Source organism: Ruegeria sp. AB8, assembly GCF_056542605.1.
Genome location: NZ_JBQGAB010000015.1, coordinates 35167 through 49806, shown reverse-complemented (window position 1 = coordinate 49806; position 14640 = coordinate 35167). Strand labels below are relative to the sequence as shown.

The following is a 14640-nucleotide window of genomic DNA, read 5'->3' as shown; positions in this document are numbered from 1 at the left end:
GATTGCACTGAGGCCTGAGAGCTACCCGTATGGCGCTCTGTGTAACCCCAACTGTGCATGCGAGACGATACAACAATGAACTAGTGTTGGGATATGACAAAGCTCACCTCTGTTCCCTCCCCCAAACCCCGGATTTCATCCAAACTTCGGAAGGCCGTCGAACTGCGCGTTCGCCATGGCCTGACAATCGACAAGGCATGCTCCGAAGCAGGTATGTCGCCGGCCGGATACTACAAGGCGATGAAACGACCGGCAGTTAGGGAACACTTCGAAGCGGTTCAACAAGCCTACATCCTTGAAACCGAGCAACTGAGATCGATGGCCAAAGCGCGAGCTATTGAGGTGGCGCTGGATCTAATGCATAACGCAAAGTCGGAGTCCATCCGAGCTAGGATGGCTGAGTTCCTCGCAAGCGAAGGAAAGACGCCTCAGGTGGCCGTACATGTCGACGCTAGGCAGGTTCAGGGTTACGAATATGTCCGACCAGGGCAAAAAGTCGTTGAAGTCGTTCCTCAAGATGTCGAGCAGAACGAGTTTGGCTCATAGGCTAATAGGCAAACAATCGCTGCAAATTAAGTTTGGTTCAAGAAAACTATTCCCGACCTTACTCGTAGTCTGGGCTCCGCCTAGTCACTTGCTTGATTAATTGCTTGCTTGAGCTCCCGGGCTTTTTCAGAAAAGTGCCCACCTTCCATTTCGTCCAAGCGCTTTTTTGCCTCGCCCAAGTCAAAGAAATCTGAGACGCTCTGTTCCGAGAGGGGATAGTAGACCGTGTTGCTCATAGCCCAATGTCGAAGACTTTCTAAAACTTGTAGGAAATTCTCATCTAAGACACTGAACTCTTTTACCCACTTTCTCACGACTTCGGCGCCTGATAGGTCTCGCCATCCGTATAGGAAACCTGATAAATCTGGCATACTCTGAAAGGAATCTTGGGTTTTCGCTTCTTTCAGGCGTTCGTCCAGAATCGCCATCAACTCGTTGAGGAACACATCATCAAACACCCATTGCTCGGGTTGCGTTTTGCGGTCACCAACGATCCCATGATCCCAAATTTGGTCTCTAAACAACCTACCTACAAGCCAGTTTAATGCCTTTGCGTTCTTTGCCACATCTTTTGCAACTTTGTGCATCAAACTTGGGTTTTGATCTCTTAGTCGGACGAATAAAGCTTCAGTAGCCTCCGCCGCGACTTTCTCAATACCAAAAACCAAGGACCCCGGCTTTAGTTGGTTCGAAATTGCCGTGTCCATGCAATCGCAAATGCTATGGATAAAGCCAGCAGCGTTTTGATCCTCAAGTGTTGCAATAGTCTCCTCGTCTAGCCTGTTTAGAACATGCTCTAGCCAGGATTTACCTACTGGTCTGATTTCTGAAGCATACGTCAATAGTTTTGCGGTAAGCTCTGGCAAATCCTTCCCAGCCAGTTGCAACAACTCGTGGAAATCAGCATCGTTCATCACGGTTTTGGGGCTAGTCAAAGCGAAATAGTAACGATAGTGTATGGGGCTTCCTAAGCGTTTTAGTCTTATGGCACCACTCACGTCTTGTCTCGACGTTTTTGCAAAAACTCTTTTCTTTGGTTCTTCGTGCATTTCAATGCCAGGAACAAATTCGGATAGATGCCATATCGATTTGCTCGAGTCGATTTCCTCAGAAGGTAGCAATTTCTTTAATTTTTTCCCAAAATCTTTTCTATTTTCGGCATTTATTCTACCGTCACCAGTTACAATAATCGAGCGAACGGACAGGTATTTTTCGAGCCATTTATAAAGTTTGAACTGTGTAGTCTTTATTAGGTGAAGTCTACAAAAGTCAGGGAAATAGACATCGTCTGCTATTGATGGGAAGACGAAACGAATACCGTTTAAAGCAAGCTTGACTTCGCGTGGAGTCGACAGTCCCATCCCTTCGTGATCGACCGCAGATCTTAAGTCTTGTAGCATATCCCCTTGAGGTTTTGATCCAGTAACCTGCTCAAAAAGGGTTTCGGCCCCTGTCAAAAATTGAGCCCGTAGATCGAAAGGCTCGGGCAGAGGGATCGCGAACGTCAACTGAACAATTTTTTGTAAGAACAAGTCTCCATCTTTTACGTTTAGACCAGTTTTCAAAGCCTGACCAAGCACGTCACGGTCGTAACACATTAGGTATGCCACATTAGGAAAATCGGCCACGGAACGCACTAGGCGGACTACTTCAACTGCCTGTGCCGGCTCTAGGCGGTCCAAGTCGTCTAGTATTACCACAAACCCAATACCGAGTTCCTGGATTTTCTCAGCGATCTCGGCTTTCAACTCTGATGGGGTTTGACTTTGAGGCGCATAGCTTTCCAGAATACTTGCAGCAGCGCTTAAACCATCAGCTGCTAGGTGGCCGGAGGGGAAGAAATGCCCTGCAAAACTCGCAAATGGTACTAGTTTGCGTGCCGTGCTTTGGCTGTAAGCTCTAACTGCTTCACCAACTTCCTTGACTTTGGCTTGAACTGCTTCAGTGGTATATCCCTGCTCTGCTGCAAGCTCTTCCTCCCTTTTAGCTAACATCTCTGAGATGGGATCAAGAAGCGACGAAACCATTGGTGTCGAATCCCCATTCAACCACGGCGCAATCGTCACAGTGTGGATGTTAGCCTCTTTGCCTTTTTCAAGTTCAGTGCGAAGAAAGTTCAAAAGAGAGGTCTTGCCTGAACCCCAAGGTCCCTCGAGGCCAATAACCAAACCTGCTCCTTTTGAAGCCTCTAAAATTGAAGGTGCAAGCCTTTTCGCGATCTTCGAAAACCCAAATTGATCGCATTCTTCAACCACCAAGGCTCTGTCTGAATCTAGTTCTAGTGCCATAGTTTTCCCAGATGAATTGTTTGCCAGAAATTTTTGTCGCGTAACTTTAGAACACGGTTTTTTCATTACTATTCGCACAGTTAAGATCAGTTCAACGACAATCGACTTACTCACAAACAATGCTGTAGCCGGGTGGAACACTGTTGCTTTTTGTCGCTGGATTAGATTCCACTTAACAATCGCGGGCAACTCTGCAGATGGTCAGAACGGGCGCATTCAAATTTTGAAAGCACTCCCGGTCGCGAATATCCATTTCGTGTAGAAGACGCGCATAAGAGTTTTGAATGCGTAGATCTTTCGATTTGTAGTTGGCACGCTACAAGCGAGCGCAGCCAACCCATTGCTCGAAGCACGCACGGCTACACGTACATTCTGGGTGCGCAAGAGCTAAAAACACTCCGAAAACTAGACAAAGCCTAGACCGTCAAAAAACTCGCGCTCACCATATTTCTAAGCAAAACTAAGGTGCGGTGTGATCAAAATAGTGGAGTTATCCTCGGGCGAGAGAAGCCTAAGTACAATTCACCTACTCCGCTTTGGCGACCAGAAGCCCAAGAAAGGCATCCTCCAAAAACCACAATGAAGAAAACTGAAGGCAATCTGCTTTACTCACTTTGTGTTTTGAAGCTGCGTGATTTTTGGGTTCAGCTTCCTGACCTCTAGTAAGTGACGCTCTATTCCTCAGTTGTGCGAGTTTTTTTTCCTGCCTGCAACGCTGCGACACGGAGCCGGGTCAGGCAATCAAGCTAGTTTTCTGAAACTGTCAATCTTCGGGGAGCCCGCGTTACTCTTGTCCCCTCTAGCTTGCTTGCAACGCGGGCCAACTAGTTCCTCTCGTTTTTTCTTCTCTGTTTGTCTCGCTGCCGCTGAAGATGCTCAATGAGCGTTCGACAACAACGATACTTCTGTTGCCTATGACACTTTGAATGGCACAAACCTCATCTTCGACCCATGCGTTGTCGTTTCCGATCTGCATTCCTGAGTGGCCGCGCATTCCGATATGCAGCGGCAGAATTGCACCAAACTGCAGCCTTCACCTCACATTAAGTCGAGGCAGGTATTGGACCTGCTTCATTCGCCAGTGTACCGTCTTTCTTCTTGTGTGGCCTGCTCAGCAGAGATCACTTACACGTTGCCGCTGAAACCACAGCCGAACTGCCAAAGTGCGTTCTCTCTCCTGTTGGGGAAAAACTTGATTGGCTCAAAACGACCCGGAAAAATCATCGAATAAAACCAAATGAAGTGCTGTCGTTGCAATACCTTCGAACTCTGCCATGCGAGCGCAAAACAGTGCAGGTCTCCATTTCGCTTCTGCCGCTGTGTCACAAGAAAAACTCTCGGTAGACACCGACCCGTCGACGATTGACTTAGTCCACATAATACCGGATGACCCAACCTTCCTAAACTCATGTCCAATTTCATCGCCTAATTCCCAGTCCGGGCCGAATTCAAACTCTGGGAAATGGCATGTAAAATTGTCTGCATCTAATGCCGCAACCGAACCAGCTGCGCCGAAAAGTACTAGTGATGCAGCGATCTTTCTCATTCTCAGCCCTCAATCGTTGTTTGAAGAATTGCCGTTCCAAAATCTCCCATGTGCATACTCACTTTAACTGAACAGTTGCGTTATCATATGGGCTTTCGCCAATCCTCGGACCGCTTCTTTAAACTAGGTACACCCGATCCATGCCTGCGGCCGCAAGCGGAAATACACGGCCAATGTCTCAAGGTTTCATTCAGCCGACCCAGTTGCAATAGCAGACGTCACAAGTTTTGAGAGACGTAATTGATCCAGCGAGGCACATAACTTGAAAACTGTGTTAACATTAATCGCACTCTTGCGCGAAGCTGTGATAGGATGCCCAAACCGCTGATTGTACAAAGTAATTTAGGTGACCTATGGAAAAGAAGTTGGAAAAACTGGAAGAACGCGTGAACTCACTTTTCACCTGGCTTAAAGCGGCAGGCATCGCGTTGGGGGTTTTGGCCAGTGCAGGCATTCTAGGCTGGTTTCAGTTTCATAGCGCTAAGGATGCGCTGGTTGAAACCACTGCAGAACTTAAGGCTTCATCAGAAAAAGTTGCGGAGCTGATAGCAAAAGTTGATCAGCAGGAGGAAGAATGGACAAAGCTGCAGGGGTCGTTTGACGTTTTGCGAAACCAGGCAATCACGAGCTTTCAAACAGAAGCAACCGCACAAGTTGCGGAATTGATTGAAGACTTTAGGATGCAAAGCCGCACCATCTCTGAGCAGATAATGGCCGAAAACAGCGGCCTCATCAAAGCTGAAGTTCTGCAACTTCTGGCGGCAGGGGTTCCCTTAGTCACAACCGAAGTGATCCGTATCGGGAGCGACAAAGATACTGCGTCGGAGCTGGTGCAATCCGTTGGCGGCGTTACAACAGTCACGGCAAGGATATTCCGTGTAATAGACAACAAAGGCGAAATCGTCGGACATCTGTCTGGTGTGACTGACTTGGGCGGCGCAATTGAACTAGAGTCCCCTTTTTCAAAATCCGCCCACTCCATCGGCTTTTCCATAACTGGAAATCCGTTTCACATCATTAGGGGCTCAGGCGGCTTGGTCGAAAAAGTGGTCTCGGACTAGGAGACAGATGTACCAACCCCTACATCGCAGCGCGCTACTTTGCTATGGGCCACATGCAGTCTTTCTGTATAGACCCTTCCAGAAAATAATCTCTAAGCCCTGCCAGGGCCCCAACTCCCTCACCAAGTCTTTCAACACGATGGACCCCAGTCCTCGCAAAGATTCCCTGCTCGGATCACACCACTCATGGAGAAATTCAAGCACCATGGCTCGCTTACGACGCTTAGAATAATATACGTAAGTTGATGCTGCGATTATTGCGGGAATAACGAGCGATAAGGAGATTTCCATTGAATAGCAGCATCGTGCGAACACCAGTTGTTCTCAATGAGCGCAGCGAACGACTGGTATGAGCCCATCTCAACGTACACTGAGTGATGCACGGACATCTAAAACGTGACTATGGCGCGAATTGAGCGCTAGCGTGGAGGTGGGAAGTTGCCCGACATTGTTGACGCGCCGCCGCTCTAGTTGCTTCAATAGTTAGGTATCAAGACGTGTTAGCGGATGCCAATTTGGGGTATTTCGACCGTGACCGAAGCAATTAAGCACTTAGACTTGCTACTTTGGTTAACATAGATAGGCAAAAATATGCATGTAGATATAAAGACAGCGTTAATTGCGGGCGGCTTTGCCATTTTTACCAGTTTTGTCGCGCTCATACCTTGGTTGCTTAAGGAGTTCAGTTCGGACGAACAAATTGCCGAGAGCTATAACGGCATTGAAACAAAAATGACTGTGAGGCCGAAAGCGCTGGCGATTAGAGACGATGCAAATCAGTTCGCGATGTCTATCAACAACGGATCGAACACCCTTGTCGAAGTTTTTCCGGCCATCTGTGCATACTCATTATCCAGCATGCCGAAAAATCACTGTCTTTCAAAAGATATTCGAGATGGTATCGTCATAGGTTTTTATCATTCAGCAGACCTTACGCCCGAGTTTGCATTTCGACAATTCAACCCTGACGATGGCAATCAGACTCTAGAACCCGGCGAAACCAAGGCCATTATCTACACTGATCCATATGCAGACGAAGGTACTCTTACTCAAACCTATTCTCTGGCAGCTTGTACTTTCGGTTTTGGAATTGGAATTGAAGACTTTTTCGTGGGTAGGTTATCCGAAACACAGCTGCTGTGCTAAGAAGCTTGAAACTGGTAAATAACCCCTAACCCGCGCCTGCTCCTATCCCCCAGCAGTGTACGTTTTTTCTTGCCTGCGGCGCTGCGACGGGGAGCCGGATCAGGCAATCACGCTAACTACCTAACACAACCACCCTTCGGGGGGCCCGCGTTGCTCTTGCCCCCTCTAGCTTGCTTGCAGCGCGGGCCAACTAGTTCCGTGCGTTTTTCTGCTGTGATTGTCTCGCCGCCGCTGATGATGCGCAGTGAGCGTTCAACCTCAACGACCGTTTTTGGCGCACCGCGGCAGAGGAATGGTCTCTCGAACGAAACTTGTCTTTCATCGCGCAACATACATAATACTTGAATGATCGGAGATATCTTGAAGTCGGCAGACTTACTGCTGAAATGGGCGTCGCGCCAGGATGCACGGGATGACGAGATCTTTTCATACGTGGAAAGAATTTCAGAAGATGCGGATGATCTCGCTAGATTGTGGACATCTGCGCTCACCGACCTTCTTGACGGAGAGCAGCAGGTTGACTTGGGCGAAGGCCCGGAAGCGAGATCACTGCTAAGTAGTGAACGCCGACCGCTCCGCTTTCAATCAAGGATTCTCAATGCCCGCGAGTACAGCAGGATCGAAAACTTCTATCATCGACTGCACGTGGTGCTCGGTGGATACGACAAGCAAAAAGCTGACCTTCTCCTCGACAAATTGTCCAGGCTCATGGAGGCGAGAAACCTCTCCCGGGATGCACTGGCTACAGTCCTAGACACAGGTCACGTGGATGACAAGGTCATCGCCGAACTCATCACTGAAATCAACAAACAGGCTGCTGAAATACGCGGATTTTCAATGGAGCTTCGTGCTCGTAGGTAGTGGATGCGTCTCGTCTATTAGGGTATCAAGGCAGGTGGATGCTCCTGGTTTTCTCGGTGCATGGGTGCGCGAAACCTGGAACTTGGCGGGCCAATACCCATACGTTTCTGTCATCGGCGAAAAACCAGCCCAAAAACAAAAATAAGCCCGACTACATGGGCCGGGCTGAGTGAGGCGAAAAGCATTAAAACCGAAGATCGCTGATCTTCTCTAGAGCCCTCTCATCTTAGAAACAAACGCGCCTCGCTCCCGGCGCCGGGATTAGTTGCCGTACGGTTCCGCTGCAATTGAGGCCCTGAACGTTCCATCATTTGGGATTGTGGCCTTTCCACCCGACGCAAAAGTGACCTCGATCTCGGCTTGGAAGTCACCGGCCATATCCGTATCGCCTTTACTCTATGGTTGCGTCAGGCTGTTTTGGTTCTGATCGAGCTTCGCGACACCCGCAACTGAGGCTTTTCGTCGGATGACGAGTTCGCCGTTTTGAGCGGCCATTGCATTGGCCGATTCCATCGGCAACACCGTCGTGATTCAAGGGCGGCAGGAGGATTATCCATGTCGCACTTGTTCTGGATCGACCTACAGCACCTGAATTTATCCAGCACCTGTTCCCCAAACAGTGCGAAGTGACGCATTCCAGCGACCGGAAGGTTCTTAGCGGTATTATCCACGTCATTCGTAATGGCCTGCGCTGGCGAGATGCAGCGGCTGAGATGGGCCGCACAAGACACTTTTCAATCGGTTTGTCAGGTGGTCCCGCCCTGGTGTCTTCTCTCGTATCTTCCGTGAACTGGCGCAACCGGGACCGGACGCCGATACCATCATGATCGACAGCAGCCAACTGAAAGCGCACTGAACGGCGGCAAGCCTTTTAAAAAAAGGGGAACACGCTCACCGGCCATCGGTCGAACCAAAGGCGGCCTGAACCGCAAGTTGCAAACGGTCTGCGACGGCCGCGGAAGACCGCTGACGTTCTTCCTGTCTGCCGGGCAGATGAGTGACGCCAAAGGTGCGTTGGCTTTGCTGGGCAGCTTGCCCCCGGCCTAATTGCTTTTAGGGGACAAGGGGTATGATGCAGACTAGTTCCGGGAGGCGCTGACCGTACGCGGTATCTGAAGGTGCATTCCAGTGCGCCGGGGACGAAGGAATCCTGCCGGCCACGACGCCAAGCTGTATCGCAAACGCCATCGTGTCGAGAACCTGTTTGCCCGGTTGAAAGATTGGCGCCGCAACGCGACCCGTTATGACCGATGCGCTGAACTGTTCTTGTCGGCAATCTGCATCGCCGCTACCGTCATCTTTTGGTTATGAGTCTTTACCCTAATCACGGATCTCAATCGCTACTATGAAGCGAAGTGCTCACCCAATGTTTGGTTCTTCTCGTCATTTAATTTTTTCAATCAGTTCTTTTCGGCAACTCAAGCACTTAAATCGTATCTTCATAATAGACGTATTTCCTGTTATTTTAGCCCAAAACAACCCTGGCATCTGTTTTTATCAAAGCAATTGGAGGTTATTCGTTTTGTATTTTGATTTACCCTTTTTGATTAGCGGAGACGTGCTCTTTTATACGAGTGGAAAACCCCACGGCATTGCAATTGAAGCAAAGCAAAAGTCTCTCGGCTTCGCAAACGCTGAATTGATGCATGCGGCAATGATGGTTGATAGCAGAACATTGGTGGAAGCTACTACTAAGAACGGCGTGGACTTTGTTCCAATTTTCAAAGACGAAGAAACATTCGAGAATTATCGTCCAGCGAAAATTCTTCGCCATAAAGAGATTGCTACCAGTGCGAGGTCCACACGTGATTTATGGCATGGAGCATATTACTTCTTCAAGCAAAAGTATGACTGGGTGGGGGCACTTCAACGCCGTCTCGTCAGCGACAAAAGAAAAATTTGCTCCACCCTCGTACACGATATCTTAATCAAACGGAACTTCGTGCAGGACCCATCGCAAGGTTCGCGAAAGTTCCAAGTATTTCCGGCAGAGCTCTTTAATTTGTTTAGCGAACTGGGTTTTGAAGAGGTCGATGCTTTTAGGCTTCCTCGAACGAGGGAGTTTGGAGAGTACAGCGACATGACCATGTTAAAATTGCTCGAACAAAACAAGCGCCTCGATCGACAAGGTTGGACTATTGCGGAGACTGCTACCAAGTCTCACGAAATTGGCGAGCTTGAGTTGGTTCAATTGCAAATCGGCAGTTCGACGGAGAAGATCATTCGCCTTGCGCTGTTAGCCGCTCCATATGGAGGAAACTCTCTTATTCGCTTCACCAGCTTGATCGAAGATGTAGTTGATAGCTATTTAGTTTTAAAAGAAACCCGTGCAAACCCAGTTTCAAATTGGTCAGACGAAGAAGCAAAGCTGAACAGTGTTGAGCGTCAGGGCGAGCACGCGTCCAATCAATTGGACCTTCTAAGGCGGCAATTCGAAGTTTTGCGCAGCTTAATCGAAGATACAATTCCTGAGTTTTTGAGGGAATTAGGTGGTACTGAAGATGACGAGGTGGCAACAGTTGAAGCATTTTTTGCTTTGGAATTACTGGTTGGCGATTCTGACCCTTCTGAAACACCAAATACGATAAAAAAACTGTCCACTGCTGAACAAGAGTTACTTCAGGTAGCCTTTGAAGAGGTCGGCACTGCCGTTGGTAACGGCGTTGGATCGGCCATCGAAGCCTTCCGACAGACGCTGTTGAATGTCTTAGATATTGTCGTCGGATGTATCAATGAAGAGCCTGAACGAGCTCAGCGATTGCGATTTACGACGCAAGGTTTAGCGAAAACAGTCGCTGACTTGGCTGAGCAGAATTTGAAAGCTTCCGGATTGAGTGTATCGGAGCTAATGGCTCAAGCTCAAAGTCGAAAGCGGTTTTCGGATCTCTAGCTGCTAAAAGCGTGACGTTAGGAGTTAGAGCGAGTTTGATCTGCGAACCACCCGGCGTGCTGGGCAGGTCGATCTGATCTGCCACAACTGGTTCAACGGTGATACTCATTACTCATTCTTCCTGTACGTTGGTGGTTGACGTTGGACGTTTGGTTGGGCGGGGTTGTCATGGCCTCGTCCGTTCCATTTCACACACCATCCCCTGCAGTCGCTGGGCGAACATTGGCATCCAGCCATGCCTCCTTTTCCCGCCATTGATCCAGCTAAACCCGCCCCGCATCCGTATAGCTCCAGACCATGCTCCAGCCCCAATCGCTCGGAAGTGGTTCGATCCATCCGTTCAGATGCACCAGCAGACAGTGCGCAGAATGCTATCCTCGAATGGTCTATACTCGCCTTCATGCCGGCACATTTAACCCGCTGAGCGATCTCACGCGTAGGACTGCGAGGCAGCTGATCTCTGCGTATTTAGATTCCCAGTATAACAACCGGAATTTCAGTTAGTTGATTCTTTTGTGACTACTATAACTACGGGCCCAAGTTGGCGGAAACTCACAGAAGAATGGCCGTTCCACGCAAGCAATCGTTTCGTAACGTCCAGATGTGCACCCCAGGGTGAAAAGTCTTAACGAGTGATTAAGTGACGAACTATCGCGTGATGAGTGTGGAGCAAGGCGTAAAATGACGGAGAACAAGGATCGCTTGACGGCTGAGGAAGCAAAGGGCCTTCGGACCGCTAAAGAACTAGAAGGTCATCTCGCGTGGTTAGACACGTTTACGCCCGCAGCCTTGGGAGTTCTGGCCATTGCATCTGGTATTTACACCTATCTCGGCGTGTCCTCATTGCTCGAAGACAACGGCGCAGTCTCTTTCTTCGCAGCCGTTGCGTACTCAATCGCCGTCTCTGTCGGCATCTTCGTCTTTTGGAGCTACATGCTTCGACTGCTACCCTCGATGCGTACGGCTAGTGGTTTCATTGGTCTGACAATCTCCACAATTGTTGGCTCCGTCGCCATTATCGCTATGTCTAGCTGGCTTAACGCAGCCGCTCTCGCAGGCTCAGCAGCGGTGGAACAACACTTGGAAAACACTGTCCGAGACTACCAAGCTGCTCTTGAGCAAGCTCACGATATAGCTCTGAGTGGTCAAGCGTTGGGTCGCGAGGTGGAACGCGCCCGCCAAAGTTTTGAAGAACTCGCTGAACTAGAGCAGTCCGGAGACCTCTCAGGTACCGCAGGTCGGGGCGCCGTATTTCGGGTACTGACCCAAAAAGCTGAAGAGTTGCGAAACCTTGAAGAGCAGATCGCGGCACAGCAGGAACCTATCGAGGAAGCATTCCAACAAGGCAACGAAATTCTCGCAAAGATGCGCGAGCTTACCGTTGCACCGGGTCCAGTAGACCGCCGCTCGGTTCAGTTTTCTGAGGAAAGCGTGAAGCTAGCAGGTGTGATCTCGCGTCTCAACCAGTACAGCGTGGCCCCGCTTGTTGCCCGCTCTGCAGAGGACCTGCCATCCTCGGTCGTACTTCCAGAGCTTGATGGACGCAGCTCCGACATACGAGACGCGCAATCATCCACAATCAACTCCGTTTTGAATGCGCTGGACCAACGCAGCAAGACACTCAAGAACGCTGCTGACCAGGTGCTGGACATGGAGCCGCCTATCGAGACGGCATACAACCCGATTTCTAGCGCCGACGCGGTAATCAAGTACGCCCACAACTTCGTCCCTTCCTGGGCCGGAGCTATAGCCATCGACTTGCTACCGGCAGTTTTGGTGTTCGTGCTGGCAATCACTCAGGCGGCTATACGCAGTGGTAAAGATGGTATGAGCATCGAGGACACGCTGACACTGTCTGATCTGAGAGCCGCGATGAATGCTATGAAGGACGTCGAGGCGACTATGGGTGTTGCAGATGCAGCCATCCTTAACCGAACGGCGCCGCAAAAAGATGAAGCGTGATGAACCTACTAACTCGTCTCGATCCACGCTCTGGGCTGCGCTACGTTCTGATATTTCAGCTAGCGATTGCGGGCGTTCTAATAGCGTCTGACTTTCTTGGTGTCATTCCCAGTCCGTTCAAAGAGCGAGTTGAACTCCCAAAAGGGCCGATATCTCCCGGGGACCAGCGCCGCGAGTACCGCACTGATCGCAGTGATCCATCGCTTGTACCTCAAGACGGGCCACTAGACGTCCCCGTACCTGAAGCATTTCCCAACCGATTGGACTTCTCGGTTCAGGAAGTCGAAGGATTGGGGAGGGTACTTCTACTCAGCGGTCAGATAGAAGTGGATGACTCGTCTCGCTTCGCTTCGTACTTGTCGGACATGCAGGAGAAGCCTGACCTAGTGGCTCTTCACAGTCCAGGAGGAGTGGTGTCAGAGGCATTGTCCATTGGTAAGAAAGTCAGAGAGGCTGAGCTTGCTTCTGCCGTTCTTGCTGGGGCGATGTGCGTGTCCTCATGCCCTTATATTTTAGCAGGCGGAGAAGATCGCATAGTCTCGCTGCGCGGCATTGTAGGTATGCACCAACACTACTACGAGCAGCCCCGCCTGATACCAGTCGTTTTCGCCGTCGAGCGCATCCAAAAGGGGCAAGGAGAAACAATGCAGCACCTCATCGACATGGGTGTGGACCCGGCGCTCATGCTGTATTCGCTGAACACTCCTCCGGAGGAGATCTATGCGCTTATCGAGGAAGAACTCGTGGATACCCGAATAGCAACCCAAATAGTCGATTAACACCAGACACCGAGGACTTTGCCTTGTTCAAGAAGCTAACCATTGCTGCGGCGCTGTTCGCCACGACTGCCACTGCGGGAGGTCTACAAGTACGTGATGCAGACACAATTGTCGTCGATGGCACTCCCGTGCGCTTGAACGGCGTGGATGCGCCCGAGCTTGGCACTCGTTCTGGTCAGGATGCTAAACGCTGGATGGTGAACTTCCTTCGAGGCAAGAGTATCGAGTGCCAACTGAATGGTGAGCGCACCTATGATCGTTGGGTTGGTGTTTGTTACGCTGACGGACAAGACATTGGTGCTGCCGTGATTGCTGCGGGGCATGCATTGGATTGCGCGAGGTACTCGGGGGGGCGATATAGGCACTTGGAGACCCCGGCCGCGAAGTCTCGGTTGAGTAGGGCTGGGTACTGCCGGTAGCGAAAGTCTCGCATGGATAAGCATGAAATCGTCGAGTTGATCCGCGATTGAATTTTGGCTTTCTTGGTCGTGAACTTGCGCCATCATAGGCCTCCGGTTTCGCTGGTTTTTTGGAAAACCCACACCCGCCTTCATCAGAGATACCTGTCTTGGTAGCAGGTCGTTTTTTGAAAGGGGGATATGGTAGGTTAAGGATGTCACGAATTTTGAGACGGGTGTCCTGCTGAAATGGGGCGTTTCCGGCACAATATTCGTGACGGGCCGTCATCATTTTTGTGCCGCCTCTACTTTCCCCGGCGCAAATTCTACGACGGTCCCGTCACGGTTTTGATGACGGGCTTTTTCTTTTCCGTTGGTTCCTTTGGGGTTGTGAGTTGGGGCTTTGACGACTGGAAAATCCGCACCATCAGACCATTGTTTGTAGAGCCTTCGCCCACCGTTTCCGCGGGCAGTTGGCAGTGAAATCTCAGTGAGTTCAAACAGAGGGGAAGAGGCAACGCCACTACAACCAAGTCTTGGCGGCCGGGTCACAGCAATGAAACCTTTGGCTTGCAGTTCCCGAAAGCCATTAGCTACGGTATTTCGCGTGACACCAAGGCGCTCTGCGGCTTGCCGAACGCTTAGAGTGATCTTTCCGTTATTGTTGTTGTCTGGTCCGCGCCATTCCAGTCTTAACCAAACGTATAGTGCCTGCGAAACCAGGGGCAAAGATCGCCAAGCCCGTGTCTCCATCAGCGAGCGCGTCATTTTGGTCCAGTGCTCGCCTCGACGCTCATTTTTTGGGTCTTGTCCCAAGGTTTGTCTCCAACATTGCGCCGGAGGTTCGCAGTGGCTATCTTTGAGATGCTCAAATCCGAAAGATCGCTACCCGCGCCTCACTACTCGGCGCGGGTTTCGTTATGCCGCTTCCTGTTCATCGATCCACGCCTCGAGAGTAGATCTGCGCCATCGCGTCGTTCCACTGATCTTAATGGGCCTGGGAAGATCGCCGTTTTTTACGTGGCGCCAAACGCTAGATTCACCAAGGTTGAGCATCACGGCAACGTCTTGAATTCGGAGTAGTTCTGGCTTGCTTTGGACTAGTTCAGTCATTTTCTTTCACCTCAACTTATTGGGATGAGGTGAAGTTAGGAGAGAGTTAG

Annotated in this window: 12 protein-coding genes and 1 pseudogene; 9 read left to right on the top strand and 4 right to left on the bottom strand. The window is 50.3% G+C overall.

Going from position 1 to position 14640, the window contains the following annotated elements:
• Positions 1 to 93: 93 nt before the first annotated feature.
• A complete protein-coding gene (locus ACR0CG_RS15860) occupies positions 94 to 546 on the top strand; it encodes a hypothetical protein (RefSeq protein WP_480526163.1) in 453 nt (150 codons plus the stop codon).
• 80 nt (positions 547 to 626) lie between these two features.
• Here the strand turns inward: ACR0CG_RS15860 and ACR0CG_RS15855 are convergent, their stop codons facing one another.
• Positions 627 to 2834 (bottom strand): KAP family P-loop NTPase fold protein, encoded by a 2208-nt coding sequence (locus ACR0CG_RS15855; protein WP_480526161.1) that lies wholly within the window; start codon positions 2832 to 2834, stop codon positions 627 to 629.
• 1201 nt (positions 2835 to 4035) lie between these two features.
• Positions 4036 to 4380 carry a hypothetical protein gene (locus tag ACR0CG_RS15850; RefSeq protein ID WP_480526159.1) on the bottom strand — a complete coding sequence of 115 codons (345 nt, stop codon included), beginning with the start codon at positions 4378 to 4380 and terminating at the stop codon, positions 4036 to 4038.
• 353 nt (positions 4381 to 4733) lie between these two features.
• On the opposite strand from ACR0CG_RS15850, the gene ACR0CG_RS15845 reads away from it, so the two are divergent.
• The 8 genes and pseudogenes from ACR0CG_RS15845 (at position 4734) to ACR0CG_RS15810 (ending at position 13498) form a co-directional block, all read left to right on the top strand.
• Positions 4734 to 5441 carry a hypothetical protein gene (locus ACR0CG_RS15845; protein ID WP_480526158.1) on the top strand — a complete coding sequence of 236 codons (708 nt, stop codon included), beginning with the start codon at positions 4734 to 4736 and terminating at the stop codon, positions 5439 to 5441.
• Between the two features lie 591 nt (positions 5442 to 6032).
• Entirely contained in the window at positions 6033 to 6587 is a 555-nt protein-coding gene (locus ACR0CG_RS15840; protein ID WP_480526156.1) for a hypothetical protein, read from the top strand.
• A 360-nt stretch (positions 6588 to 6947) separates the two neighbouring features.
• Positions 6948 to 7448 carry a hypothetical protein gene (locus ACR0CG_RS15835; RefSeq protein ID WP_480526155.1) on the top strand — a complete coding sequence of 167 codons (501 nt, stop codon included), beginning with the start codon at positions 6948 to 6950 and terminating at the stop codon, positions 7446 to 7448.
• A gap of 555 nt (positions 7449 to 8003) precedes the next feature.
• Positions 8004 to 8759, top strand: a pseudogene (locus ACR0CG_RS15830) (IS5 family transposase).
• A 55-nt stretch (positions 8760 to 8814) separates the two neighbouring features.
• Complete coding sequence (locus ACR0CG_RS15825) at positions 8815 to 10338, top strand: hypothetical protein (protein WP_480526152.1); 1524 nt, start codon at positions 8815 to 8817, stop codon at positions 10336 to 10338.
• Positions 10339 to 11019: 681 nt separating this feature from the next.
• Positions 11020 to 12300 carry a hypothetical protein gene (locus ACR0CG_RS15820; protein ID WP_480526151.1) on the top strand — a complete coding sequence of 427 codons (1281 nt, stop codon included), beginning with the start codon at positions 11020 to 11022 and terminating at the stop codon, positions 12298 to 12300.
• A 413-nt stretch (positions 12301 to 12713) separates the two neighbouring features.
• A complete protein-coding gene (locus ACR0CG_RS15815; protein WP_480526149.1) occupies positions 12714 to 13079 on the top strand; it encodes a COG3904 family protein in 366 nt (121 codons plus the stop codon).
• Between the two features lie 128 nt (positions 13080 to 13207).
• Entirely contained in the window at positions 13208 to 13498 is a 291-nt protein-coding gene (locus ACR0CG_RS15810) for a thermonuclease family protein (protein WP_480526300.1), read from the top strand.
• A 267-nt stretch (positions 13499 to 13765) separates the two neighbouring features.
• On the opposite strand, the gene ACR0CG_RS15805 is transcribed toward ACR0CG_RS15810, so the two are convergent.
• Together ACR0CG_RS15805 and ACR0CG_RS15800 are read right to left on the bottom strand one after the other, a co-directional pair.
• Positions 13766 to 14293 (bottom strand): hypothetical protein, encoded by a 528-nt coding sequence (locus ACR0CG_RS15805; RefSeq protein ID WP_480526147.1) that lies wholly within the window; start codon positions 14291 to 14293, stop codon positions 13766 to 13768.
• 102 nt (positions 14294 to 14395) lie between these two features.
• The gene (locus ACR0CG_RS15800) at positions 14396 to 14590 is read right to left on the bottom strand and encodes a helix-turn-helix transcriptional regulator (RefSeq protein WP_480526145.1); all 195 of its coding nucleotides are present in this window, start codon (positions 14588 to 14590) and stop codon (positions 14396 to 14398) included.
• Positions 14591 to 14640 lie beyond the last annotated feature (50 nt).

What these genes read in the sequence shown, in the direction of transcription:
- ACR0CG_RS15860 (WP_480526163.1), top strand. Translation starts at nt 94, where the DNA reads ATGACAAAGCTCACCTCTGTTCCCTCCCCCAAACCCCGGATTTCATCC.
- ACR0CG_RS15855 (WP_480526161.1), bottom strand. Translation starts at nt 2,834, where the DNA reads ATGGCACTAGAACTAGATTCAGACAGAGCCTTGGTGGTTGAAGAATGC.
- ACR0CG_RS15850 (WP_480526159.1), bottom strand. Translation starts at nt 4,380, where the DNA reads ATGAGAAAGATCGCTGCATCACTAGTACTTTTCGGCGCAGCTGGTTCG.
- ACR0CG_RS15845 (WP_480526158.1), top strand. Translation starts at nt 4,734, where the DNA reads ATGGAAAAGAAGTTGGAAAAACTGGAAGAACGCGTGAACTCACTTTTC.
- ACR0CG_RS15840 (WP_480526156.1), top strand. Translation starts at nt 6,033, where the DNA reads ATGCATGTAGATATAAAGACAGCGTTAATTGCGGGCGGCTTTGCCATT.
- ACR0CG_RS15825 (WP_480526152.1), top strand. Translation starts at nt 8,815, where the DNA reads ATGTTTGGTTCTTCTCGTCATTTAATTTTTTCAATCAGTTCTTTTCGG.
- ACR0CG_RS15820 (WP_480526151.1), top strand. Translation starts at nt 11,020, where the DNA reads ATGACGGAGAACAAGGATCGCTTGACGGCTGAGGAAGCAAAGGGCCTT.
- ACR0CG_RS15800 (WP_480526145.1), bottom strand. Translation starts at nt 14,590, where the DNA reads ATGACTGAACTAGTCCAAAGCAAGCCAGAACTACTCCGAATTCAAGAC.